Source organism: Brachybacterium sp. sponge, assembly GCF_001613775.1.
Taxonomy (GTDB): Bacteria; Actinomycetota; Actinomycetes; order Actinomycetales; family Dermabacteraceae; genus Brachybacterium; species Brachybacterium conglomeratum.
Window position 1 is genome coordinate 173695 of the sequence record NZ_LRMP01000003.1, and the last position, 24171, is coordinate 197865.

The following is a 24171-nucleotide window of genomic DNA, read 5'->3' on the forward strand; positions in this document are numbered from 1 at the left end:
GTCCCGCGGCGTCCGGTGGGGACCGGCCGCCGCGGGAGAGGGGCGGCGCCGGGCGTGTCCTCTGCCGCGGAGCGCCCCCGGGGTTCATGCGCGGACGGCGGAGTAGCCGGCCTCCTCGACGGCGGCGAGCACGGCGGCCTCGTCGACCGCGGCGTCGGAGCCGACACGGAGCAGTCCGGTCTCGTGGCTGACCTCGACGCCGGTGACGCCGGGGACCTCGCCGACCTCCTCGCGGACGGACATCTCGCAGTGGCCGCAGGTCATGCCGGTGACCTGGAAGTCGATCGTGGTCGCGCTCATGGAGCTCTCCTCGTGATGATCCGGGTATACCCTCAAGGGGTATCGAACTGCCTCCATGTATACCCCCAAGGGGTATATACGTTCAAGGCTCCTGCGGGGAGAAGGGGTGTCGTCCGTCACCCCGGAGTGCTTCGATGGGGCCATGAGCATCGATGCCGTCGCCCACATCCGCGAGGAGACCGAGCGGTCCGTCGCCGCCCTCACCTCCGTCGACCCCGAGCAGAACGTTCCCACCTGCCCCGACTGGACCGCCGACGACCTGCTGTGGCACCTCGCCGAGGTCCACGAGTTCTGGGCCGCGATCCTCGAGTCCGGCGCGACCACCGAGGAGCAGGTCATGGCGATCGAGGAGGGCAAGGACGCGCGGCCCGCCGAGCGCGACGCCCTCCTCGCCCGCCGCGCGAGCGCGACCGAGGCGCTGCTGTCCCAGCTCTCCGCCCGCGCCGACGACGAACCCGCCTGGTTCTGGTACTCCGCCGTCCAGGGCGTGGGGATCACCCGCCGCATGCAGACCCACGAGGCGACGATCCATCGCGTCGACGCCGAGCTCACCGCCGGCCGCTCCGTCACCCCGATCCCGCGGCAGGTCGCGGCCGACGGGCTCGCCCATGTGCTCGAGGTGATGTGGCCCGCCGGCTTCGAGTGGATCCCCGACTGGGCCGAGACGCGCCCCGTCGCCGTCGTCGAGATCGCCCCCGAGGGCGGCACCGCACGGATGCTGGAGATCAGCCGCTGGAGCGGGACCCGGCCCCGTGACGGGAAGGAGTTCGACGCCCCCGTCGGCCGCCTCCTGCCCGAGGGGCAGGCTCCCGGCGACCTGCCGCGGGCCCGCGCCGCCGGCACCGCGCAGGCGCTGGACCTGTGGGCCTGGGGGCGCGAGCAGGCCCTTGCGCACCTGGAGGGCGAGGAGCAGCGCGTCGCCGTCCAGGGCGACTCCGCCGGCATCGCCCAGCTCGCCTCGCTCATCGCCGAGGGGCACGACTGACCTCTCGCTCTCGTGGTGCGTGGGTGCCGGCCGTCGGTCGCGCAGGGCCCGTGCGCAGGTGCGGAGCATCCCCGCACTGTCGTGCGGCGACGGCGCTCAGCCCCGCGGCACCAGCACCACCGGGACGTGTGCCCAGCCGCCCACCGGCGCGATCTCTCGCTCGCCGGGCGTCTCGGCGGGGCGCACGTCCGCCGCGGAGAGCAGCGCCTTCAGCAGGGTGAGCAGCTCGAGCGTCGCGAGAGGACGGCCCGGGCAGACGTGGGGGCCGGCGCCGTAGACCAGGTTCCGCTCCGCGTTCCCCGCGGGGTCCAGCGCCTCCGGATCGGGGAAGACCCGCCCGTCACGATTGGCCGAGGTCCAGTGCACCAGCACCCGCTCGCCCGCACCGATCTCGTGACCGGCGAGGGACACGGGGCAGGTCGTGAACCGCCTGTTGGAGACGAAGGGGTCGTCGATGCGCAGCAGCTCGTCGATGATCGCGGTCGCCTCCTCGTCCGAGCCGTCCCGCACCCGATCTGCGAGAGCGGGGGCATGGGCGAGGGCGTGGAGCAGCACCCCGGTGCACAGCGCGATCGAGCCGAGGTCCCCGCCGGTCCAGTTGCGCAGGATCGAGACGATCTCCTCCTCGTGCAGCGCCCGCTCCGTCGAGCCCGGCACCTCGGGATCCGGCAGCGGCACCCGCAGCCGCAGCAGCGCGGTGGTCGGATCCTCCGGCGCGTCCTGCTCGGCGGCCCGTCGGGGTGCGAGCACCGAACGGATGATCGCGTCGAAGCGCTCGGCGACCTCGCGGGTCCGCTCCAGCTCTCCCGAGCGCGTGGCCTCGTGGTTGTCGGACATCCACTGCAGCAGGTCGGGCTCGAGCACGGCGGGCCAGCCCAGCCACGTGGTCTGCCCGCGCACCGCGAACACCGCGCCGAGAGCCGCGACCGCGTCGATCTCCGTGCCGGCCGCTCCCACCCCGTCCAGCAGCTCCTCCACGAGGCCCCCGGCGACCTCGCGCAGCACGGGGGCGAGGCGGGCCATCTCCTCGGGACCGAAGAACGGATCGGTCGCCGCGCGCATCGCGGCGTGCTCGGCGCCGTCGAGGCCGTTCGGCACCTGGAGGAAGCGGGAGACCTCGGAGGAGAAGCTCTCCGCGTCCTCGACGACCGCGAGCGCCTCGGCGTGGCCGAGCACCACCCAGGTCCCGTCGGGCGTGCGCGCCAGCGGCGAGCGCTCGCGGAGCTCGTCGGTCGCGAAGCGGGGTTCGAGTCCGGCGGGGTCGAAGGTCGGCAGGCTCATGGCCTCACCCTAGGGAGCGCTCCAGGGCCCCGGCCGGGACCTCCTTCCTGCGCAGCCGACCCTCCGCCAGGTGCACGAGCGCCGCGAACAGGAGGAAGGCGAGCAGCACCACGCCGGTCGTCGCCAGCACCTGCGGCCAGGACGAGGCGGTCGGGTCGAGGAAGGCGTAGGGGTACCAGCCGGTCACGCCCCCGCGCACCCAGGTCGCGACGAGATACACGATCGGATATGCCAGCCATGCCAGGACCCGCCGGGCCGACGGGGTGCGGCGCCGCGGGGTCAGGAGCCAGTCCAGCAGCGCCGCGACCGGGGCGAGACGGTGGAGCACGATCCCCGTCCAGCCGATGTCCCAGCGCAGCAGCTCGTCCAGCGGCGCGACCAGCAGCGCGTAGATGGTCCCGGTCATCACGAGATAGAACGCGACCGCGCCGCGCAGGTCGTCCCACCAGAGCGGCCGGCGCCGGTGGGGCAGCGCCGTCCCCGCCAGCAGCAGGAGGGCGAAGGCGAGGTTGGACTGGTTCGTGAAGAAGGAGAGGTGCTGGGCGAGCGAGCCGTCCCGGACCGCGGTGAGGGTGCTGGTGAGCAGGGCCGCCAGGACGAGGAGCGTGACGGCGACCCGTGCGCCGCGGGCCGCGCGGACGGCGGTCGCCGAGCGGCCCGACGGCGTCGACCGCGGTATCGCCGATGACGACATCGCCGATGGCTCCGTCGCCGAGGAGTCCGACGCGGATGATTCCGATGTCGACGGCATCGCTGTGGGGGCGGCCGACCCGGCCTGCGGGGGAGAGGGACGAGGGGCGGGGGAGGAGCGCGGCTCCTGGGCGCCGCTCATGAGCCGCGCGGCCAGGAGTCCCGCACCGGGGCGCCTCCCTCGACGACGTTCTCCCGCGCGCCGGGCAGGGAGGTCCAGGCGTCGCGCGGACGGTAGCCGAGCTCGAGATGGGTGTTCGTCATCGACCAGCGGCGGTCGGGGTTGTCGGAGATGGCGTAGTACAGCCCGAAGCGGACCTCCGCCTCGATCGCGCACCGCACCACCTCGGTGCAGTCCTCGGGGCTGAGCCACATGGCGCGCAGGATCTCCTCCTCCGCCTCGAGCGGGTCCTCGCTGAACCAGCCGATGCGGAGGCAGATCACGTCCAGGTCGTGCTCGTCGTGGTAGAAGCGGCCCAGGGTCTCGCCGAAGACCTTCGAGACCCCGTACAGCGAGTCCGCCCGCGGCGGCTGATCGGGGTAGACCGGCCACAGCTCGTGGCGGTCGTACATCCCGAAGGCATGGTTCGAGGAGGCCAGCACCACGCGCCGCACGCCGGCCCGGTGCGCCGTCTCGAGCACGTTGCGCACGCCGACGATGTTGGCCTCGAGCACCGCCTCCCAGCTCGACTCCGGCGAGGAAGCCCCGGCCATGTGCACGACGGTGTCGACGCCGTCCATGAGCGCGGCCACTTCCTCGATGTCCGCGAGGTCGGCGAGGCGAAGCTGCCTTCCCGGCGGCGCCTCATCCGGATCGCGGCCGTGGAGGACGAGCTCGTAGTCCTCCGACAGCGTGCGGGCCAGATGGGAGCCGATCCCTCCGGTCGCTCCGGTGATCAGGACTCGTCGTCGAGCAGTGTTCCTCGTCATGCCCCCAGTATGGTCCGGGTGGCCCCGGTCACGCAGGCATGAGGCGAGGATTCTCCGCCGTCCGAGCCGCCTCCAGCAGTGCCTCCGCGACCTGCCCCGTCGCGGAGTTCTGCTCGGCGCCGGGACGCTGCACCAGCATCAGCGTCGTGGTGCGCGGGCGCTCCGGCTCCTCGAGCTGCACGAGCGCGCCCGAGGCGAGATCCGCCGCGCACAGCGAGCGCGGCAGCACCGAGTAGCCGGCCCCGGCCCGCACCGCGGCGATCACGGCGTGGAGGGACGGCACCGTCAGCGCCGGGCCCACCGCGGGATGCTGCTTGCCGTACTGGGTCCGCCAGTAGCGGCGCACCACGGGCATGTCGTCGGCCGTGGAGACCAGCGGCACCGCCTCGAGCGCCGCACAGACCGGCACACCCTTCCCGCGCGCCTCGACGCGGCCGGCCCAGGCCGGGGCCGCGACCAGCAGATGCTCCTCCTCCGCGAGCTTCGTGACCGAGAGCGCCCGGCCGCGCGGCCGCTGGGCGGTGATCAGCAGGTCGTGCCGGCCCTCTCGCAGCTGCTCGAGCAGCTCCTCGTCCTCCCCGGTCGCCACGTGCACGCGCACCCCGCCCGCCACCAGCGGGGCGAGCGCGGGCAGCACGTGCGAGCACAGCAGCTCCGAGGGGCCTGCCAGGTGCACCGGCGCGGTGCGCCCGTCGAGCTCGCAGTTCCCGCCCGCGACCACGTCGAGATCGTCCAGCGGCCCGGAGATCCGCTCGGCGAGCTCCCGGGCGAAGGCGGTGGGCTCCACCCCGCGCGGCAGGCGCTGGAAGAGCTGGCGCCCCAGCTGCTCCTCGAGGCTGCGGATCTGCGCGGTGACGGTGGGCTGGGTGAGCCCGAGCGCGGGGGCCGCCGCGGTGAAGGACCCCGCACGATGGACGGCGAGGAAGGTGCGCAACAGGTTGAGGTCCTGGACGGGGGCGAGAGTGGAGGTCGTCACAGCGCCGAGGGTAGACGCGCCGGTGACCTCACGCCATAGAGAGAGGGATACCTCCCATAGGGCCTGCTATTGGCGTGCGCATGTCGGGCCGCACTAGCGTCGCGGACGTCGCCGCGCTCGGCGCCCCGCACGGAGCGTCGCCGGCCCGACCGTCCCCGACCTACGGAGGCCCCTCCATGTCCCAGCACCTGCTCGCCCCGATCACCCTGCGCGACCTCACCGTCCGCAACCGCATCTGGGTGCCGCCCATGTGCCAGTACTCCGTCGCCGCCGGCGACGGCGTCGCCACCGACTACCACCTCATGCACTACGGCTCCTTCGCCCGCGGCGGCGCCGGCGCCGTGATCCTCGAGGCCACCGGCGTGGTCCCCGAGGGGCGCATCTCCCCGCAGGACCTCGGCCTGTGGGACGACGCCCAGCGCGAGGCGCTGCGCCCGATCGTCGACCTGATCCACTCCTTCGGGGCGGCGGCCGGGATCCAGCTCGCCCACGCCGGGCGCAAGGCCTCCACGGAGCCCGAGTGGGGCACCCCGCACCCCGGCGCCTCCCTCGCAGGCGCCGACGGCGGCTGGGATACCGTGGCCCCCTCCGCGATCGCCTACGACCAGCTCACGGAGCCCACCGCCCTGGACGAGGCGGGGATCGACGAGGTCGTCGAGGCCTTCGTCGCCTCCGCCGTGCGCGCCGTCGAGGCGGGGTTCGACATGATCGAGATCCATGCCGCCCACGGCTACCTGCTGCACGAGTTCCTCTCGCCGCTGAGCAACCATCGCACCGACTCCTACGGAGGCGAGCTCGCCGGCCGCGCGCGCCTCCTGCTGCGCGTCGTGGACGCGGTGCGCGGAGCGGTCCCCGTCGGCATGCCGGTGCTGGTGCGCATCTCGGCGACCGAGTGGGTCGAGGGCGGCTTCGGCCTCGACCAGGCGACCCAGGTCGTCACCTGGCTCGGCGAGCACGGCGTGGACATGGTCGACGTCTCCTCCGGCGGCAACGCCGTGCTGCCCGAGGGGTCGAGGATCCCCGTCGGCCCCGGCTACCAGACGCCGCTGGCCGCGCACCTGCACGAGCACACCGAGATGCCGGTCTCCGCGGTCGGCATGCTCGATACGCCCTTCCAGGCCGAGCACGTCCTCGCCACCGGTCAGGCCGACGTGGTGCGCGTGGGCCGCGCCTTCCTGCGCGAGCCGAACTGGGGCCTGGACGCCGCCCTCGCCCTGCGCGGCGACGGCGAGATCGTCCCGCCCCAGTACCGGCGCGCCTTCCGCCAGGCCCTGCGCCGCGGCTGAGCGGCTCAGCTCGCCGCGTCGTCCCTCGGCTCGTCCGAAGATGGCGCGGCGGGCCGCCCCGGGAACAGGCCGCTGCCCCCGCCGGGCGCGGCCTGCGGGCGGATCTCGCTGCGCAGGCGCTCCATCCGCTGGTCGAGCTCGTCCGCGACCCGGGCCGCATCGTCGAGCTCGGCCCTCAGCGCGGGCGGGAGGTTCTTCTCGTACTTGTAGGAGAGCTTGTGCTCGGTGCTGGCCCAGAAGTCCATCGCGATCGTGCGGATCTGCAGCTCGACGGGCACCTGCTCCACATGGGTGGAGAGATAGACCGGCACCTGCACGATCAGGTGCAGGGAGCGGTAGCCGTTGGGCTTGGGGGAGGCGATGTAGTCCTTGACGGTGAGCACCTCGAGGTCGCCCTGGGCGGCGAGGATGTCCGCGATCCAGTAGGCGTCGGCCACGAAGCTCGTGGTGATGCGGATGCCGGCGATGTCGTGGATCCTCTCGCGGATCGCGCGCACAGTCATCTCGCCCTCGGTGCGCAGCGCCTTCTCCATCAGGGACTCCACCGACTTCAGCCGCGTGCGCACGTGCTCGATGGGGGAGTAGTCGTGCATCTGCTCGAACTCCTTGCGGAGGATCTCCACCTTCGTCAGCACCTCGTCGATGCCGAACTGGTAGTGCATCCGCAGCGCGATGAACTCCTCGTACACCTGCCGCAGACCGGCCGCGATCTCCTCCTGCTCCGCAGGGGTCGGGACATGCCCGCCGGTGCGCGCCGTGACCAGCTCACGGACCCTGTGCTCAGGGGGCTCCTGCGGTGAAGGGGCTGCGTCCATCCGTCGACTCTCCTCGCGGTCCGGGCTCGGGCAGTCGATCCTGCCAGAGCGGACTGGGTGCGACGTGGACGCACGCCGACCGTGGACGGGTCGGTGCCCGAGCTGCCGAGCCGTCGCTCGAGAGGAGTGGGGCGTGGTCCGACCGACCCCGGGATCAGGCGCGCCCGCTGCGCCCCTGCCACCACGACGCCGTCTCCGCGAGGGAGTTGAAGGTGAACACGTGCGGGGCGACGAGTCCTGGCAGCTCGGCCGCCGCGAGCGCGTCCAGCAGCGGGTCGGGGTCCCAGTGGCCCGGTCCCAGCAGCCGCCGCACGCCGGAGGACTCGGCGGTCAGCATCCGCAGCGAGCGGCCCACCCCGATCCGGGGGCCGATCCGCAGCAGCCGGGTGCGGCTCGCCGGCGCCGCGACGCCCGGGCGCACCGGCAGGTCGATCCCCGCCTCCCGCAGCTGCTCCGTCCAGGCCACCAGGGGGTCCGGGATGAACAGCATCTGGGTGGCGACGTAGGAGGCGTGCTCCGCCTTCCGCCGCAGCAGCTCGAGCGCCGCCGCGGGGTCGGCATGCGGATGCCCCTCGGGATGCGCGCCGACGCCGACCGCGAGCCCGCGCCCGGCGGGGGAGATCGCCTCGAGCAGCGCGAGCGCCCCGTCGTAGGGGCCCGCGGGCGGGGTCGCGTCCCCGGCGATGACGAACAGCTCCTCGATGCCCGCGCCGCCGAGCCGCTCCAGGATCCTCTCGAGCGCGTCCGGCCCGTCGACCATCCGAGCGGCGAGGTGCGGGATCGCGACCATGCCCCCGGCGGCGAGCGCCGTCGCCGCCTGGAGCGTCGCCTCGAGCCCCTGGGCGGGGGAGGCGGTGACCGTCACGCGCGACCCGGCGGGCAGGTGCTCGAGCACGCGCTCGGCGATGCCGGGCAGCGGGATCACCTCGAACTGCGCCTGCCGCGACGCCGGGCTCGGGGGAGGGGAGCCCCCGGGGCCCGACGTCGCGGACGTGCCTGCCCGGTCAGCCACCGGCGGCGGCCTCCCCGGCGAGCGCTCCGACATCGGCCTTCGGCTGCTCCTTCGCCGGGTCGATGAACGGCTTCGGCACCACGGTCGCCGCCACCGGCGGGACGGTGGAGGGGAGACGGGCACCGGGACGCTCGCCGACGTCGACCGTGAACTCCGTGCCGAGGGCGGAGAGTCCCGCCGGCACGAGGGCGAGGCCGATGTTCTTCTCGAGCCGCGGGGAGAAGCAGGCGGAGGTCACCTTCCCGACCACCTCGCCGTCGTGCATCACGGGGAAGTGGTCGATCATCGAGCCGTCGTTGTAGGTGCCGAGCCGCTCGCCGCCGATCTCGAGCCCGACGAGCATGCGCCTGGGCCCCTCGGCCTTGACCTTCGCCAGCGCCGCCTTGCCGAGGAAGTCGGCCTCCTGGTCGAGGTCCACCATCCAGTCGTAGCCCATCCCCACCTCGAAGGGGTTGGTGTCGACGGTGATGTCGGCGCCGTGGGCGAGCATCCCGCCCTCGATGCGGCGCATGTGGCACGGGCCGATGACCCGCAGGCCGTGCGGCTCGCCGGCCTCGAGCACCTTCGCCCAGAGCCGCTCCGCGTCGTGCGAGGCGTTCTTGACGTAGATCTCGTAGCCGATCTCGCCGGTGTACCCGGTGCGCGAGACGATCACCTCGATCCCGTCGATCGTGAACTCGTGGAGGTAGTAGTAGCGGATGTCCGCCACCGCCTCGCCCACGAGATCGCGCAGCACGGCATAGGACTTCGGGCCCTGGACCTGCACGGGGCCGACGTCGATCTCCTCGATGCTCACGTCCATCCCGGCGTAGGCCGCGACGCCGCGGGCCCACAGCAGGATGTCGCTGTCGGCGAGGGAGAGCCAGAAGCGGTTCTCCTCCAGGCGCAGCAGGATCGGGTCGTTGAGGATCCCGCCGTGCTGGTCGCAGAGGAAGACGTACTTGCACTGGCCCACCTTGCACTTCGAGAGATCGCGGGTGACCAGCAGGTTGGTGAAGTCGAAGGCGTCGGGGCCGGAGATCTCGATCTGCCGCTCCACGCCGACGTCCCACAGGGTCACCCCCTGCAGGAGCGCCCAGTACTCCGCGAGCGGATCGCCGTAGTGCCGGGGGTGGTACGTGTGGTTGTAGACGCTGTAGAGCGCCACGCCGTGCTGTCTTGATGCGTAGAAGAACGGGGACTTGCGGATCCGGGGGTAGAGCATGACCCCGGGATCGGGGTTCACCGCCATGGTGACCTCCTCGGGTCGGGACGTTGATGTCCGCTGTCCTCCTACTCTGGCACTCGCGTGCGGCATGCGCAATGGTGTGCGCAATGCGCAACGAGCGCGGTATCGTCGGACTGACGGCGTCGGAGCGGGCGAGGCACCGGGCCCCGGACGCGGCGCCGAGCAGAAGGAGGACGGAGCGAGGGATGACCGAGCGAGCCATGACGGAGCGGAGCACGACGACCCACGGGGCGGTGCAGTCCGTGGACCGGGCGGTGCAGGTGCTCGAGACGATCGCGCGCGAGGACGGGGCGAGTGTGGCGGCGATCGCCCGCGAGCTGGAGGTCCATGCCTCCACCGCCTCGCGCCTGGTCGCCTCCCTCGAGCGCCACGACCTCGTCGAGCGAGGGGACGACGGCGCCGTGCAGCTGGGCGTGGGTCTGCTGCGCCTGGCCTCCGCCGCCCGGCCGCGCCGGGACCTCACCGCGATCGCGGGCCCGGTCTGCGAGGCGCTCGCCGAGGAGCTCGGGGAGACCGTCAACGTCGCGGTGCTGCGCGGCGGCGTCGCGGTGAACCTCTACCAGGCCCAGGCCCGCAGCACCGTCGCGATGCACAACTGGGTGGGCGACCGGACCGTGCTGCACGCGACCTCGAGCGGGAAGATGCTGCTGGCGCACCTGGACCCGGCCCAGCGCCGCGAGCTGCTGCGCGGTGAGCTCGAGTCCTTCACTGCGCGCACCCTCACCGATCCGGCCGCTCTCGAGCGGCAGCTGGACGAGGCGCGCGAACGCGGCTGGGCCGAGGCGGTCGAGGAGTTCGAGGAGGGGCTGGTCGCGCTCGCCGCCCCGGTGCGCGGCCCCGAGGGCACGGTGATCGCGGCCGTCTCCGCCGCCGGACCCTCCTACCGGCTCGCACCGGAGCGGCTGCCCGCGGCGTCGGAGGTGCTGCGGGCGGCGACCGAGGAGATCTCCCGCCGCCTCGGCCACCGCGGCGACCTGCGGGACCTCTAGGATCAGCAGATGCTTCTCATCGCCCGGGCCTCGCAGGACGAGATCCTCGCCGCCTTCGCCCCGCTCCCCCTCCCCGAAGACCCTGACCGGACGTGGCAGGTGGGGCCCACGGCGCCGAGAGGGTGGACCGCGGCCTGGGTCGAGCAGGAGGCGGTGCTCCCCGAGACCTGGGACCTGGTGCTCCTCGGCGAGGTCGGGGATCCGCGCGTGGTGCGCGTGCGCACCGGGGGAGCGGAGCGGAGATACGCCTGGAGCATCCACGACGGGAGCATCCCCGCGGAGGCTCCCGCCGCCATCGCCTCGACGCTCGGGATGCCCGACACCGAGGCGCCGTTCCGTCTCGCCCTCGAGGAGCACCTGCTCGGGGAGACGACTGTGGAGGAGGAGGACCTCGCCCTCTCCCAGGTCGCCGAGGCCCTCGGCGGGGCCCGGTCCCGGAGCGGGCTGCCCGAGCTGGAGAACGACACCTTCCGGGAGGTGCTGCTGGATCGCGGCGATGCGTCGCGACGCCGCGACCTCGCCGAGCAGTTCGCCTATGACGAGGACGAAGGGTGGGTCCTCACGGAGATCGGCGGGGACTGGTTCACCGTGCATTCCCCCGACACACCCGAGCTCGGCGCGGGGCCCTTCGACCTCGACGACGCGTCGGGCGCGGACCACCCGGTGCTCGTGCTGTGGCGCGGCAGCGGCTCCGGCGCCGTCCTCGAGGACCGGGAGGACCTCATGGAGCTCATCATGTGGAACACCGGCTGGGTGGAGCAGAACGACGACTCCGCAGAGCGTGCCACGACGGGCGAGGCGCTGGTCGAGGCCTTCGGCGTGGGGGAGGGGGCGCGTCGCCTCCGCGATCTGTGCGCTGCGCGGACCGTCGACGGCGATCCCCTCGCGCAGCTGCTCGAGCTGCTGGACATACCGCGCACCGCCCTGCTGGTCCTGGACGATGACCCCTCGGCCCCCGAGCCGATGTCGATCGATGCCCCGGGCGGCTTCCTCCGCGGGGTGAGACGACTCTTCGGCGGGCGCGGCTGAGACGGGCCGGGAGCGAAGGTCCCGGCCGGCACGGTCAGCGCCTGCGGGAGGAGCCGGCCGGTTCGTGGTCCTCGAGCGGGGCGAGGAAGCGCTCGATCCCGTCCACGACGGCGCGGAAGCGCGGGGAGGCGAACACGTCGAAGCCGTGCTGGGCGCCGGGCAGCTCCGCGAAGAGGACCGGGGAGGGCGAGCCGGCACGCAGGTGCGCCGCGAGGTCCCGGGCCTGGGAGACCGGGACCCAGTTGTCCAGCGTGCCGTGGAGCACCAGCATCGGCGGCGCGCCGTCCACGGGCAGGTCCAGCGGATGCGAGACGAGCTGCTCCCCGGGGCGCTGCCCGTAGCAGCGGCCCAGATAGCCGTAGAGCACCACGGCGGCCGCGACCTGCGTGTCGACCTCCTCGAAGCCGGGCTGCAGGAGCGGGTCCCCGGCGGTGAGGGCGCAGTGGGTCGCGAGGTGCCCGCCGGCGGAGCTGCCCGAGACGACGATGCGGGACGGGTCCATCCCGTGCTCGGCCGCGTGCTCGTGCACCCAGGCGATCACGCGCTTCGCGTCGATCAGGTGGCCGGGCCAGGTGGTGCCGGGTCGCAGACCGTAGTCCGCGCTGAGCACGATCCAGCCGCGACGCGCCATGCGGTGCATCAGGTGACGGGACTCGAAGTGTCTGCTGCCGGTGGAGTACCCGCCGCCGTGGAAGTACAGCAGCACCGGGGCAGGGGAGTCCGCCTCGAGGTCGCGCCGATGGTACAGGTCCAGGCGGTGCTCGCGCCCGCCCGGGCCGTACGCGAGGCCCGGGACGCGCTCGACCTCCCGCGGGCGCAACGGCAGCGGAGCCAGCCAGGCCCAGCGGAAGGGGCGCACCCCCTCCGGGCGGCCCACGATCCGGAGGATCACGGCGCGGCTGCGGGAGATCAGCCGCTGGATCAGCACGAGGCCGAGGAGCACGAACAGCCCGAGGACGATCCCGGCCGCAGCGGCGAGCGGCCCGAGCGCGGGATGGTCGTCGGAGGGCAGCAACGAGGGGACGATATTCAGCGTGAGCAGGAGCAGCACCAGCATCGGCAGCTCGTTCAGGGCAACGCTGAGGTAGTACACGGCCCGGGCCAGCAGCAAGGGGCGATGCGGGGGCCTGAGCATGGGGGCGATGACCGCCGCCCAGATCACGAGCGTGAGGAGGAGACCGTAGGACATGGGATCCTTCCGCCGCCGCGCACCGATGCGCCGCGGCCGACGGCGCCCGCAGGACGGGGAGCCGACCGGGATGCGGCGCGTCGCCGCCATCGACCCTAGAGCGAACCGCTGAGTCGGGCCAGGAGATTACCCGGCGCCGCCGTCGCGGTCGTCGGATCCCCGGCACTGGGCGTGCGCGAGGTGCCGCGGAGCTGAGACGAGGACCGTTCGCCGGGCCGCGCGCTGATGAGCGGTCCGGCGGACTCTGCCCGAAGAGGTGTCCAGGCATAGAAAAAACGCCCTGTCACCAGGGCGTTTCTTGGGGTGATCGACGGGATTTGAACCCGCGACCGCCTGGACCACAACCAGGAGCTCTACCAACTGAGCTACGACCACCATGTGCGACCTGACGGCCTGCAACGAGAGATCAGCATACCTGGTCCGGGCGGTGCTTTCCTCCCCGAAGCGGCCCGCAGGAGTGTGAGACGCATTGCATCGGCGACGGCGGCGGCGATCCTCGCTCGGCGCCGCCGGGTGATGCGCCGCGACGGCCCGCGGACGGAGGGCCCGCGCGGCACCTACCCCCCGGGCCCTCCTGTGGTCACTGCGGGGCGCCGCTCAGAGCAGCTCGGCGCGCAGCTGCTCGGGCGACTTCGGGGAGAGCAGGCCCGGCGCCACGTCGAAGGGGGTGCGGGCGCCGTGCTCGCCGGAGGCGGCCAGACGTGCGGCGGCTCGGGCGTAGGCGACCAGCACGCTCGCGGTGAACTCGGGGTTCGACTCCTCCCGCAGGCGGTACTCGATGGTCTGCGTCGTGCCGGGGGAGGACTCGCCGGAGCGGATCACGAAGCCGCCGTGGGGTGCGCCCTGGTGGTCGCGGGCGAGCTCCTCGGCGGTGATGAAGTGCACCGTCGTGTCGTAGGGCTCGAAGTAGTGCGGCATCGTCACGATCGCCTCGCGCACCGCCTCGGCGTCGGCGCCCTTCTCGAGCACCACGAAGCACTCGCGCACGTGCTTCTCGCGCGTGCTGAGCGCGGGCCGCTCCCCGGCGCGCACCCGCGCGATCGCGTCCTCGGAGGGGATCGTGTACTGGACGCCGCCGGCGACCCCGTCCACGCGGCGCACCGCGTCGGAGTGCCCCTGGGACAGGCCGCGTCCCCAGAAGGTGTAGGTGTCGCCGGAGGCGAGGATCGCCTCGCCGAAGAGGCGGTTGAGGGAGAACAGGCCGGGGTCCCAGCCGGTGGAGATCAGCGCCGTGGTGCCGGCCTCGCGGGCCGCGGCGTCCACGGCCGCGTAGTGCTCGGGGATCCGGGCGTGGGTGTCGAAGCTGTCCACGACGGTGAAGCGGGCGGCGAGCTGCGGGGTCTGCGCGGGCAGGTCCGACTTCGAGCCGCCGCAGAGCACGAGCACGTCGATCTCGCCGACCATCGACTCGAGCTCGTCCATCGGCCGGACCGCCGTGTCCTCGAGGGCGGTGGTCAGGGTCGACGGGTCGCGTCGCGTGAAGACGCCCACCAGCTCCATGTCCTCCTGGAGGGAGACGGCGAGCTCCACGCCGCGTCCCAGGTTCCCGTAGCCGACGATTCCGAGGCGATGTGCAGTCATGGTCCTTGCTCTGGTCGAGGGGAGGCGCCCGCAGCGGCGTACGCCCTGGTCGATGCTACTGAAGCGCCGTCGAGGGGGCACGGGAGCGCCGCGTGACGGGCCCCGCCCCGCGTTGCACCGCCCTCGGGGGAGGGGGAGACTGGCGGCATGATCGTCGCCTTCTCCGTCCAGCCCACCGGTGCCCCCTCCGACCCGGCCCTCGCCCGCGATCTCGGGGAGGGGGCCGATGCCGCGAGCGTGCACGACGCCGTCGCCGCCGCGGTGCGGGTCGTGCGCGACTCCGGCCTGCCCACACGCACCTCCTCGATGTTCACCGAGATCGAGGGGGAGTGGGACGAGGTCATGGAGGTCGTCAAGCGCGCGACCGCGGAGGCGGGCCGCTACGGCTCCCGCGTCTCGCTCGTGCTCAAGGCCGACATCCGCCCCGGCCACGACCGCGGCGAGCTCGACGGGAAGATCGAGCGCATGGAGGCCGCCGCGTCCCGGCTCGAGCAGAGCTGAGCTCCGACCGCCCACAGGACCTGTCCCCGGTGCTGCACCGGGGGCAGGTCCTGTGATGAGCGGCGGGACCTGCTCAGAGGTCGCTGTCCAGCAGCCCGTCGCGCAGCGCGGCCGACAGCGCCGGGGCGAGGGGCAGGCGCGGGATCAGCACGCACTGCAGCGCGTGGTAGATGTCGGGCTTGCCCGGCCAGGTCACGCCCTGCGGCTCGTTCTCGGCGTCGAGCTCGTGGAACCACGAGCCCTCCTCGGGATCGAGCAGGTAGGTGGAGATGTACTCCCACCACTGCTCGTAGCGCTCGGCCCAGACGCGCTCCCCGGTGACCCGGTGCATCACGGCGGCCGCGGCGACGGCCTCCGCCGCCACCCAGTGCATCCGCTCGGAGGAGACGGGCGTGCCGTCCCAGTCCACGGTGTAGACCCAGCCGGGCTTCCCATCGGCGCCGAAGGCCGCAGCGGACTTCTCCATCAGGGCGGTCGCGGCCTCGAGCATCCACTCCGGCGCTTCGCCGTCCAGTGCGATCAGCGAGGCGCGGGCCTGGAGCACCAGGCGGGACCACTCGATCCAGTGCCCGATCGTCGCGCCGTAGGGGCGGAACGGGTGGGCGGGCTCGTCGCGGTTGTAGTCCAGCAGCGGCGACCACTCCACGTCGAAGTGCTCGGGCAGCGCCCAGTCGTTGGCGCGGGCGAACTCGTCGATCGCCCGGGTCGCGATGCCGACGGCGCGGTCCAGCCAGCGCCGCTGCCCGGTCACGTCGGCCGCGGCCAGCAGCGCCTCGACCGTGTGCATGTTCGCGTTGATCCCGCGGTACTCCTCGCACTCGGAGAAGCTGCGGTCGAAGGTGTCCACGCTCATCCCGGAGCGCTCGTCGAAGAACTTCGTATCGAGCACCGCGAGCGCCTCGTCCAGCAGCTGCTTCGCACCGGGCCGGCCGGCGGCGGTCGCGGAGGAGGCGGCGAGGACCACGAAGGCGTGGGCGTAGGCCTGCTTGGAGTCGTCCACGGTGCGGCCGCCCTCGACCGAGGCGAACCAGCCGCCGTGCTCGTCGTCGTGGAAGACGCCGCGCAGCGAGGCGATGCCGTGGTCGGCGAAGCGGCCGAAGTCCGGGCGGCCCAGCAGGTGGCCGAGCGCGAAGGCGTGCGTCATCCGGCAGGTGATCCACAGCTCGGAGGGGCGGGAGAGGTCCGGGGCACCGGTCTCGTCCAGCCAGGCGAAGCCGCCGTCCTCCCGCACCGACTCGGAGCCGAAGACGAGCAGCTCGTCGGCCTCGCCCTCGAGCCAGCTGCGGTGCGAGGCACGATCCAGCCAGGGCACGTGCGGGGCGGGCGCGGGCAGAGCAGGGGCGGTCTCGGCGGCCTCGCGCAGCTCGAAGCGGCGCGCGGCCTCCTGGGCCTGGGCGGTGGTGGGGCCGGGCTCGGGGACCAGCAGCACCTCGCGGTAGTACTTCAGCTCCTGGATCGACTCGCGGATGTCGGCGAGGGCGCGGTGGCCGCCATGCTTGGCGGGGATGTTGTAGTACACCCGCGGGAACCAGCGCTTGGCCAGCTCCTTCAGGCTCGAGACGTCGATGGTGCGATAGGAGAGCCAGCCGGCGAACTCGGGCACGTCGCGGTCCAGGAAGGCGCGGTCGGTGCCGACGCTGTTGCCGGCCAGCGGCGCCTTCCCCGGCTCGGGGCAGTGCTCCTTGACGTAGGCGAGGCACTGCGCCTCTGCCTCGGCGAGGGTCATGCCGCCGTCGAGCTCCTCGAGCAGGCCGGAGACGGTGTGCATGTTCACCACGAAGGGATCCATGCCCTGCAGCGCCTCGGCCGGGGGCCTGATCACGGCGTCCACGCCGTCCCCGAGGATGTTCAGATCGGCGTCGGTCACGAGGACGGCGATCTCGACCAGCGCATCACGCTGCTTGTCGAGGCCGGTCATCTCGCAGTCGACCCAGATGATGCGGTCGTTGATGGCACGAGTGGAGCTGGAGGTCACCGGACAACAGTAGCGCGGCCCCCGACGCCCCGGGCGGCCCCCGCAGGTGCGAGCGGGGAGGGCTGGCGTGCCCGAGAAGTTACTCTTTGGTCATCTGGTATCGACGACGAGCCGACGTGAGCCCCGGGAGGGAGCCGCCATGAACATGTACCTCCGCATGCTGCTGTTCTTCCTGCGCGTGCGCGGGAAGTCCCCGCTCGGCATCTGGGACACCTCCCACGCGAGCTTCCGCGTGAACTTCGCCGATCTCGACGTGCAGCGCCACATGAACAACGGCCGCTACCTCTCGATCATGGACCTGGGCCGCATGGACCTCATGCTCCGCTCCGGATTCTGGAAGCGGATCACCGACGCCGGCTGGTACCCGGTGGTGGCCGGACAGACCATCACCTACCGCAAGTCCCTCACCCTCGGGCAGAGGTTCGACCTCGCCACCCGCGTGATCGGCTACGACGAGCGCTGGATCTACATGGAGCAGGTGTTCCGCCGCGGCGACACCGTCATCGCCGACGCGATCGTCCGCGCCCGCTTCCTGCACAGCTCCGGCGGGTCGGTCGACGTGCAGGAGGTGCTGGAGCTGGTCGGGCAGCCGCCCGCGGACCTCGTGCTGCCGGACTGGGTGGAGACCTGGAACCGCGAGTCCTCCGCGCACAGCCGGGCGCTGGCGGAGCGGGGCCGCGGCCGCTGAGCTCTCGTCGGCCCGACGCGGCGGAGTGCACGGATGACGGCCTGTGACAGGAGGGCATGACCGGCGCTCGAGGCGTCCCTACGGTGGCGCCATGACACTCTCCGACACCACCACCGACACCGTCTCCCTCACCACCTCGACCTCCGTCCCCGCCGCCGACCTCGACGACAGCGCGGCCGCCCGTTCCGACCGCCTCGACGCCGCGGGAACCGCCTGGGGCGAGCGGATCGACGCCCGCCGAGACTCCGCACACCTCACCTACACGGTCACCGGCCAGGGCGTCGGCGCCGTGGCGAGCACGCTCCGCGCCGGCCGCCACGAGTTCGCCGTGGACGAGCCCGCCGCCCTCGCGGGCGACGATCTCGCCGCGAGCCCCGTCGAGGTCGCGCTCGGCGCCTTGATCTCCTGCCAGGTCGTGGTCTACCGGCTCTACGCGCACGCGCTCGGCATCCAGGTCGACGACATCGACGTCACCGCGGAGGGAGACCTCGACGCGGCGCGGCTCTTCGGCAAGGACGAGTCCGTGCGGGCCGGGTTCGGGGACGTGCGCCTGCTCGTCCGCCTCACCGGACCGGAGAGCGCCGAGCGCTACGAGGAGCTCCGCGCGGCCGTCGACGCCCACTGCCCGGTCCTCGACCTCTTCCAGAACCCGACGCCCGTCACCACCCGCGTCGAGGTCAGCGCAGGCTGATGCGCGCGGCCCGGGCCGCCAAGCGCCGACGGATCTCCTCGACCAGGCTGACCACAAGCAGCACCGCCACCACGACCAGCAGGATCCACTGCTCGAACACCACGGCGAGGATCCCCGCGATCACGAGCGCGACAAGATAGACGATGTTCAGCACCCGCAACGAGACCCCGAGCAGACGCGAGCCGAACCGCGTGCGGGCCAGCCGCAGCACGACCAGCAATCCGATCGCACCGAACGTGAGGACCTTCAGGATCATCGATGCTCCTCGTCGGCGGTGCGGGCGAACGGCGCCCCCAGCAGGACTCGAACCTGCAACCTACGGATTAGAAGGCCGTTGCTCTATCCATTGAGCTATGGAGGCTGACGGCGCACGAGTCTACCGAGGCTGCGACGCCGCCACGGCCAGGAACGCAGTCCGTCTCAGCGACGTCGGCCACGCCGCTGGGCCGCCGACGGGGCCGGCGCGCCGGGCCCGGCCTGGCAGCGGGGGCAGAACCACAGCACTCGCGCCTCGGTGCCCTCGAGCCGCGGTTCGGCGAGCTCGCCGCGCTGGATCCGGGTGCGGCAGCGGCGGCACTGCTTCCCTCCGCGGCCGTAGACCCACAGGTCCCCGTCCCGGCCGAGCATCCCACCGGTGGTCACCCGCACCTCCCGGTCCCGGTTCAGCACGAGCAGGCGATGGGCGAGGTCGACGAGCGCGCCCGGGTCCTGCTCCGCGGAGACGGGCGCGGCGGGGTGGAGTCGGCGCAGGAAGCACAGCTCGCTGCGGTAGATGTTCCCGATCCCCGCCAGGACGTGCTGGTCGAGGATCGCGAGGCCGATCGGCCTCCGCGGCTCGGCGGCGAGGTTCGCGAGCGCCCGCTCCCGCAGGGTCGGGTCCTCGTCCCACGCGGGATCGAGCAGGTCCGGGCCGAGGCTCCCGAGCAGCTTCTCCTCGTCGGCCGAGCGCAGCAGCTTCACCTGCTTCACGTCGTAGGCGATCGCCCGCGCCTCACGACCGTCCTCGTGTCGGGCCTCGAGCACGATCCGGATCGTGGACGGGTCCCGAGGCCCGGCGCTGGTGTCGCTCGAGCGCAGCGCCTTCCCCTCCACGTGCCAGATCCCGTCCATCATCAGGTGGCTGTGCAGGGTCATCGGCGGTGCCCCGGGCGCGGGCGGCAGGAGCCGGATCAGCAGGTGCTTGCCGCGCGGGCGCACCTCGTGGACTCTCCAGCCGGTGAGGATCGCGGTCGCCGCACGCGGTACCCGGAGGTCGCAGACGGTGAGCACGGCGCCGGCGAGTGCGTCGTGGAGGATCCGGCACTGGCGCGCGACGGTGTCGCCCTCGGGCATCAGCGATCACCCGCCCGCAGTCGCAGCGAGCGCGGAGAGCGGTAGCAGCCGGCCTCCGCGAGCGCGGCCGTGATCGCCGCGACCGGTTCGGTGTCGATCCCGTGCCCGTCGATCCGCTCGATCCGCAGCTGCGGAAGGCGGGAGTCCTCGGCGATCGCGCGGACGAGCTGGGCGGCGGCCTCGGGTGTAGCCTCCTCGTCCGCCCACCACAGCAGGTGCTTCCCTCCCTTGTCGACATAGGCCTGGACATGTCCGTCCCGAAGCAGCACGAGCGCACCGGCGCGGCGGGCGGGCCGCGCGGTGACCCCCTCGGGCGGCGTGATCGACAAGGCCGGCCAGGGGAGCGCCGCGCCGTAGGGGTTCGCGGGATCGGTCGCGGCGAGCGCGACGGCGACCGCCTCGGCCGATGGGCCGGCCCCGCCGCCGTCGGGTCCCTCGGCGTCGCGTCCGGCCTCGGCCTCCCGGTCCCGGTCGCGAAGCAGGTCCACCGCCTCGGCGGGCGCGAACTGGGAGGCGCCGAGCCCGTCGACGAAGTAGCCGCGGCGGCAGCTGCCGTTCTCCTCGAGCGCGGCCAGCACCCGGTACACCGCGGCGAACCCGCCGGGGACGTCCTCGACATCCATCGCCCCGCGCGTGACCACGCCGTGGCGGTCGAGCAGCAGCGTCGCGAGCGCCGCGGCACGGGCGGCGGGATCGACCGGTTCGACCCGCACCGCGGACCAGCGCCCGGCACCGACGGGCCCGGTCACGAGCTCGGAGGGGCTGGACGCGCCCTGGCGCATCATCGCCGCGGAGAGCCGCGCCGCGCCCCGACGTCCCAGGCTGCGCGAGCGTGTCGGGGTGCGGGCCGACGGCGCCTTGGCCGGCCCGCGGCCGTAGGAGCGCAGCGCCTCGAAGGAGTCGTTGGTGACCAGGCCGGTGAAGGCGAGGTCCCACAGCCCCTCGTGCAGGTCCTGCGGCCGCGCCGCCTCCCCGTCGTCGGCCAGCGCGGCGAGGATCTCTCCGTGCCGCAGCGCGCCCGGGGTGGTGCGCAGCAGGGCGAGGATCCGCGCCGCGAAGGAGCCGTCCGGGAGCGAGGTCGCGGCCTCCTCGAGCGCGTCGGCGTCGAGCCCCAGGGGGAGGGCGTCGGCGAGGTGGAGCCGGATCCAGCCGTCGTCGGCGCCGAGGCGGCCGTGCCCGGTCCACACCAGCTCCCCGCTCGCGAAGGCGGCATCCAGCAGGGCGGGCGTCACCTCCGGCAGCCTCGCTGGCAGCACCTGGGACTCCCAGGCCGACAGCGGCAGCGACACCCCGGCGAGCTGGTCCACGACCGAGAGCAGCCCGTCCTGCCCGGTCCACGTGCCGCGCTCCCGTCGGCCGCCGGCGCGGCGCCCCACCAGGTGCTGCCACTGGCCGAGGAAGCGCGCGTAGACGGGCCCCGCGACGGGCGCGATCTCGCGCCGGGAGGCGGCGAGGCTCGCGCGGCGGATGCGGCGCAGCACCTCGACCTCGACCCATTCCTCGCCCTCGCGGCCGGGAGTGAACTCGCCCTGGGACAGGACCCGCTCGGCGGTGAGCTGCTCGAGCGCGGCGCGGGCCACCCCCGGGGCGAGACCGAAGGCCGCCACCGGTGCGTCGGCGAGGAAGGGGCCACGGCCGCGCGCCCAGCGGGAGAGCAGCTGCGGTACCGCCCGGTCCACCGCGGCCAGGTGCACCTCGGGGATCCCCGGCGGCAGCGCCGTGCCGAGCGCATCGCGCAGCAGACCGGCGTCCTCGATCGCCGCGAGATGCTCCGCCCCGGCGATCCGCACCGTGAGCACGCGGCGGGACTGCTCGAGCTCGGCGCGGGCCGCGTCGAGATCGAGGCCGTCCGCGGCGCGCTCGGCGAGCTGCGCGGGGGTGAGCGGGCCCAGGCGGCGCAGCGCGTCGGCGATCTGCTCGGGCCCGCGCAGCGCCCGCTCCTCAGTCAGTCCCTGCAGGCGCTGCTCGACCTCGGCGATCACCTCGGCATCCAGCAGCTCGCGCAGGCTCACCGTGCCCAGCAGCTCGGCCAGCAGCGACTGGTCCAGCGCCAGGGCGGCTGTGCGGCGCTCGGCCAGCGGCGCATCGGTGTCGTAGAGGAACTGCGCCATGTAGCCGAACAGCAAAGAGCGCGCGAAGGGGGAGGGGGAGGGCGTCTCGACCTCGCGCACCTGCAGGCGACGCCGCCTGACCTGCCCCATCAGTTCGACCAGGGCCGGCAGGTCGTAGACGTCCTGGAGGCACTCCCGCGCCGCCTCGAGCATGATCGGGAAGTCCGGATGCGGCCTGGCCACCTCGAGCAGGTGCGCGGCGCGCTGACGCTGCTGCCACAGCGGCGCCCGCTGGTTCGGGTCGCGCCGCGGCAGCAGCAGGGCCCGGGCCGCGCACTCCCGGAACCTCGCGGCGAACAGGGCGGAGGAGCCGACGAGACGGCGCACCTCCTCCTCGATCTCCTCGGGCGTGAACACGAACAGGTCCGCGGCGGGCGGCTGCTCGCCGTGCGGGATGCGCAGCACGATCCCGTCGTCCCCGGCCATGACCTGGCCGTCCAGTCCGTAGCGCTCCTCGACCCGGGCGCCGACGGCGAGGGCCCACGGCCCCGTGATCCGCTGCCCGGCCGCGCAGTGCAGCACCACGCGCCAGTCCCCGAGCTCGTCGAGGAAGCGCTCGACGACGAGCTGGTCCGGTCCCGGCACGGCGCCGGTGACCTGCTGCTGCTCGTCGAGCAGGTCGAGCAGCACGGTGCGCGCGTTGTCATCGAGGCCGAGGCCCGTGAGGCGTTCGTCGGCCTCGGGGCGGGGGAGGGCGGCGAGCTCGGACTGCGCGGCGGAGATCGCCCGGCCGAGGCTCGCGGGCCGCCCGTCCCCGTCGCCGTGCCAGAACGGAATCCGCCCGGTGAGCCCGAAGGCGGGGGAGACCGTGACGCGGGAGGCGGTGATCTCCTCGATCCGCCAGCTGCTCGTGCCGAGCGTGATCACGTCCCCGCGGCGGGACTCGTAGACCATCTCCTCGTCGAGCTCGCCCACGCGCCGCGGCTGGGAATCGCCCTCGGCGGCGACCAGGTGCACCGGGTACAGGCCCCGGTCGGGTATCGTGCCGCCGCTGGTGACTGCGAGACGCTGCGCGCCGGGCCGGGCGGTGAGCGTACCGGTCTCGCGATCGTGGACGAGCCGCGGCCGCAGCTCGGAGAAGTCGGTGGAGGGGTAGCGCCCGGCGAGCAGGTCGACGGTCTGGTCGAAGGCGGAGCGGGGCAGCGCCCGATAGGGGTGCGCCGAGCGGACCAGGTCGTACCAGGCGTCGACCTGCAGGTCCTCCATCGCGGCGGCGGAGACGGTGTGCTGGGCGAGGACGTCCAGGGCGTTGCGCGGCACGGTCAGCGGCTCGATCCGCCCGGCGACCGCCTCCTGCACCGCGACCGCGGAGCGCAGCACGTCCACCGCATGCAACGGGTGCAGCGACCCCTCGGAGACCGCGCCGACGTCGTGCCCGGCCCGGCCCACCCGCTGCAGCAGGCTCGAGACCGACATCGGCGCCGCGACCTGCAGCACCAGGTCCACCGCGCCCATGTCGATGCCGAGCTCGAGGGAGCTGGTCGCGACCACGCAGCGCAGCGTCCCCGACTTCAGCTGGTCCTCGATCCCTGCCCGGACCTCCTTGGACATCGAGCCGTGGTGGGCGCGGGCGATGTCCTCGACCTCGACGAGCTCCTCCGCCTCCCCGCCCGGACCGTCGGTCGCCGCCGTCGTGATCCGTCTCGCGTGCAGCCGGTTCAGCTTCCCGGTGAGGCGCTCGGCCTGGCTGCGGGAGTTCGTGAAAACGATCGTGGAGCGGTGGGCGAGGATCTCGTCGAGCACCGCCCGCTCGACATGCGGCCAGATGGTCCCCGAGACGTCCTCGTCGTCGACCGCATCGGCGGGCGGCTCGATCGCCTGCAGGTCCGGGACCGGCAGCGTGATCCGCATGTCCCAGCGCTTGGTCGACGGCGGACGCACCACCACCGCGTCCCGGCCCCGCGCAGAGCCGGTGAGGAAGGCGGCGACCTCCTCGACCGGCTCCACCGTCGCTGACAGTCCGATCCGCTGCGCCGGGGCGGGGAGCATCGCGTCGAGCCGCGCCAGGGACAGCGCCAGGTGCACGCCCCGCTTCGTGCCGGCCACGGCATGAACCTCGTCGAGGATCACCGTGTCCACGCCGCGCAGCGTCTCCCGCGCCTGCGAGGTGAGCATCAGGAACAGAGACTCGGGGGTGGTGATGAGGATGTCCGGCGGATGGGTCGCGAGCCGGCGGCGCTCCGCCGGCGGGGTGTCCCCGGTGCGCACGCCCACGCTCAGCCGGCGCCGAGGCAGGCCGAGTCGCTCGGCCGTGCGCGCGGTGCCCACGAGCGGCGAGGTCAGGTTCCGCTCGACGTCGACGCCGAGCGCCTTCAGCGGCGAGATGTACAGAACGCTCGTCGCGGCAGACGACGGTGTCGGAGAACCGGCCAGTCGGTCGATCGCGCTGAGGAAAGCCGCGAGGGTCTTGCCCGACCCGGTCGGCGCGACCACGAGGGTGTCCTGCCCCTGCGCGATCGCCTCCCACGCCGCGGCCTGCGCGGGGGTGGGCGCCTCGAAGGACTCCTCGAACCACGCCGTCGTGGCAGGGGAGAAGGAGGAGGGCAGGCGCGGACGGGGCGTGGCCATCGCACCATTGTGGA

Annotated in this window: 21 protein-coding genes and 2 tRNA genes; 7 read left to right on the forward strand and 16 right to left on the reverse strand. The window is 73.4% G+C overall.

Annotated elements, in window-relative coordinates; translation table 11 throughout:
- Window positions 1–84 precede the first annotated feature (84 nt).
- The gene (locus tag A4A78_RS13620) at window positions 85–300 is read right to left on the reverse strand and encodes a heavy-metal-associated domain-containing protein (protein WP_010549713.1); all 216 of its coding nucleotides are present in this window, start codon (window positions 298–300) and stop codon (window positions 85–87) included.
- 142 nt (window positions 301–442) lie between these two features.
- Here A4A78_RS13620 and A4A78_RS13625 point away from each other — a divergent pair, with 142 nt between their 5' ends.
- Window positions 443–1285, forward strand: coding sequence for a maleylpyruvate isomerase N-terminal domain-containing protein (locus A4A78_RS13625; protein ID WP_062950512.1), 843 nt, complete (start codon window positions 443–445; stop codon window positions 1283–1285).
- 96 nt (window positions 1286–1381) lie between these two features.
- Here A4A78_RS13625 and A4A78_RS13630 read toward each other — a convergent pair whose 3' ends face one another.
- The 4 genes from A4A78_RS13630 to A4A78_RS13645 all read right to left on the reverse strand — a co-directional run bounded on the left by A4A78_RS13630 (window position 1382) and on the right by A4A78_RS13645 (window position 5162).
- The gene (locus tag A4A78_RS13630; protein ID WP_062950206.1) at window positions 1382–2566 is read right to left on the reverse strand and encodes a cytochrome P450; all 1185 of its coding nucleotides are present in this window, start codon (window positions 2564–2566) and stop codon (window positions 1382–1384) included.
- Window positions 2567–2570: 4 nt separating this feature from the next.
- On the reverse strand, window positions 2571–3260 hold the full coding sequence (locus A4A78_RS13635) for a Pr6Pr family membrane protein (RefSeq protein WP_062950207.1): 690 nt from the start codon (window positions 3258–3260) through the stop codon (window positions 2571–2573).
- A gap of 134 nt (window positions 3261–3394) precedes the next feature.
- Window positions 3395–4186, reverse strand: coding sequence for an NAD(P)-dependent oxidoreductase (locus A4A78_RS13640; RefSeq protein WP_062950208.1), 792 nt, complete (start codon window positions 4184–4186; stop codon window positions 3395–3397).
- Between the two features lie 28 nt (window positions 4187–4214).
- On the reverse strand, window positions 4215–5162 hold the full coding sequence (locus A4A78_RS13645) for a LysR family transcriptional regulator (RefSeq protein ID WP_062950210.1): 948 nt from the start codon (window positions 5160–5162) through the stop codon (window positions 4215–4217).
- 176 nt (window positions 5163–5338) lie between these two features.
- Between A4A78_RS13645 and A4A78_RS13650 the strand changes: the two genes are divergently transcribed.
- Window positions 5339–6448, forward strand: a complete 1110-nt coding sequence (locus A4A78_RS13650; RefSeq protein WP_062950211.1) for an NADH:flavin oxidoreductase/NADH oxidase — start codon at window positions 5339–5341, stop codon at window positions 6446–6448.
- A gap of 5 nt (window positions 6449–6453) precedes the next feature.
- Here A4A78_RS13650 and A4A78_RS13655 read toward each other — a convergent pair whose 3' ends face one another.
- The 3 genes from A4A78_RS13655 to A4A78_RS13665 all read right to left on the reverse strand — a co-directional run bounded on the left by A4A78_RS13655 (window position 6454) and on the right by A4A78_RS13665 (window position 9506).
- Window positions 6454–7263: a GTP pyrophosphokinase family protein gene (locus A4A78_RS13655; protein ID WP_062950213.1), complete on the reverse strand. Its 810-nt coding sequence runs from the start codon at window positions 7261–7263 to the stop codon at window positions 6454–6456.
- A gap of 154 nt (window positions 7264–7417) precedes the next feature.
- A complete protein-coding gene (locus tag A4A78_RS13660; RefSeq protein WP_231881054.1) occupies window positions 7418–8188 on the reverse strand; it encodes a methylenetetrahydrofolate reductase in 771 nt (256 codons plus the stop codon).
- Window positions 8189–8267: 79 nt separating this feature from the next.
- Window positions 8268–9506: a glycine cleavage T C-terminal barrel domain-containing protein gene (locus A4A78_RS13665; protein ID WP_062950216.1), complete on the reverse strand. Its 1239-nt coding sequence runs from the start codon at window positions 9504–9506 to the stop codon at window positions 8268–8270.
- Window positions 9507–9688: 182 nt separating this feature from the next.
- On the opposite strand from A4A78_RS13665, the gene A4A78_RS13670 reads away from it, so the two are divergent.
- Together A4A78_RS13670 and A4A78_RS13675 are read left to right on the forward strand one after the other, a co-directional pair.
- Window positions 9689–10492 (forward strand): IclR family transcriptional regulator, encoded by an 804-nt coding sequence (locus tag A4A78_RS13670; protein WP_062950217.1) that lies wholly within the window; start codon window positions 9689–9691, stop codon window positions 10490–10492.
- Window positions 10493–10501: 9 nt separating this feature from the next.
- Window positions 10502–11521, forward strand: coding sequence for a hypothetical protein (locus tag A4A78_RS13675; RefSeq protein WP_062950219.1), 1020 nt, complete (start codon window positions 10502–10504; stop codon window positions 11519–11521).
- 34 nt (window positions 11522–11555) lie between these two features.
- Here the strand turns inward: A4A78_RS13675 and A4A78_RS13680 are convergent, their stop codons facing one another.
- From A4A78_RS13680 to A4A78_RS13690, 3 genes are all read right to left on the reverse strand, one after another.
- Window positions 11556–12710, reverse strand: a complete 1155-nt coding sequence (locus A4A78_RS13680) for an alpha/beta hydrolase (protein WP_062950220.1) — start codon at window positions 12708–12710, stop codon at window positions 11556–11558.
- A 299-nt stretch (window positions 12711–13009) separates the two neighbouring features.
- A tRNA-His gene (locus tag A4A78_RS13685) sits at window positions 13010–13085 on the reverse strand.
- Window positions 13086–13307: 222 nt separating this feature from the next.
- On the reverse strand, window positions 13308–14291 hold the full coding sequence (locus tag A4A78_RS13690) for a diaminopimelate dehydrogenase (protein ID WP_062950221.1): 984 nt from the start codon (window positions 14289–14291) through the stop codon (window positions 13308–13310).
- 147 nt (window positions 14292–14438) lie between these two features.
- Between A4A78_RS13690 and A4A78_RS13695 the strand changes: the two genes are divergently transcribed.
- Complete coding sequence (locus tag A4A78_RS13695; RefSeq protein WP_062950223.1) at window positions 14439–14792, forward strand: thiamine-binding protein; 354 nt, start codon at window positions 14439–14441, stop codon at window positions 14790–14792.
- 73 nt (window positions 14793–14865) lie between these two features.
- On the opposite strand, the gene orn is transcribed toward A4A78_RS13695, so the two are convergent.
- Entirely contained in the window at window positions 14866–16767 is a 1902-nt protein-coding gene (gene orn / locus A4A78_RS13700; RefSeq protein ID WP_082835343.1) for an oligoribonuclease, read from the reverse strand.
- A 139-nt stretch (window positions 16768–16906) separates the two neighbouring features.
- Here orn and A4A78_RS13705 point away from each other — a divergent pair, with 139 nt between their 5' ends.
- Together A4A78_RS13705 and A4A78_RS13710 are read left to right on the forward strand one after the other, a co-directional pair.
- A complete protein-coding gene (locus A4A78_RS13705; RefSeq protein ID WP_062950224.1) occupies window positions 16907–17455 on the forward strand; it encodes an acyl-CoA thioesterase in 549 nt (182 codons plus the stop codon).
- Between the two features lie 91 nt (window positions 17456–17546).
- Window positions 17547–18146 (forward strand): OsmC family protein, encoded by a 600-nt coding sequence (locus A4A78_RS13710; RefSeq protein ID WP_062950226.1) that lies wholly within the window; start codon window positions 17547–17549, stop codon window positions 18144–18146.
- Here A4A78_RS13710 and A4A78_RS13715 read toward each other — a convergent pair.
- The 4 genes from A4A78_RS13715 to A4A78_RS13730 form a co-directional block, all read right to left on the reverse strand.
- Window positions 18133–18402 carry a hypothetical protein gene (locus A4A78_RS13715; protein ID WP_062950227.1) on the reverse strand — a complete coding sequence of 90 codons (270 nt, stop codon included), beginning with the start codon at window positions 18400–18402 and terminating at the stop codon, window positions 18133–18135. The two genes, A4A78_RS13710 and A4A78_RS13715, sit on opposite strands and share 14 nt — an antisense overlap.
- Window positions 18403–18434: 32 nt before the next feature.
- Window positions 18435–18507 (reverse strand) — tRNA-Arg (locus tag A4A78_RS13720).
- Between the two features lie 59 nt (window positions 18508–18566).
- Window positions 18567–19478 (reverse strand): DNA-formamidopyrimidine glycosylase family protein, encoded by a 912-nt coding sequence (locus A4A78_RS13725; protein WP_062950228.1) that lies wholly within the window; start codon window positions 19476–19478, stop codon window positions 18567–18569.
- The gene (locus A4A78_RS13730; RefSeq protein WP_062950233.1) at window positions 19478–24157 is read right to left on the reverse strand and encodes an ATP-dependent helicase; all 4680 of its coding nucleotides are present in this window, start codon (window positions 24155–24157) and stop codon (window positions 19478–19480) included. Before A4A78_RS13730 ends, A4A78_RS13725 begins: the two co-directional genes overlap by 1 nt.
- Window positions 24158–24171 lie beyond the last annotated feature (14 nt).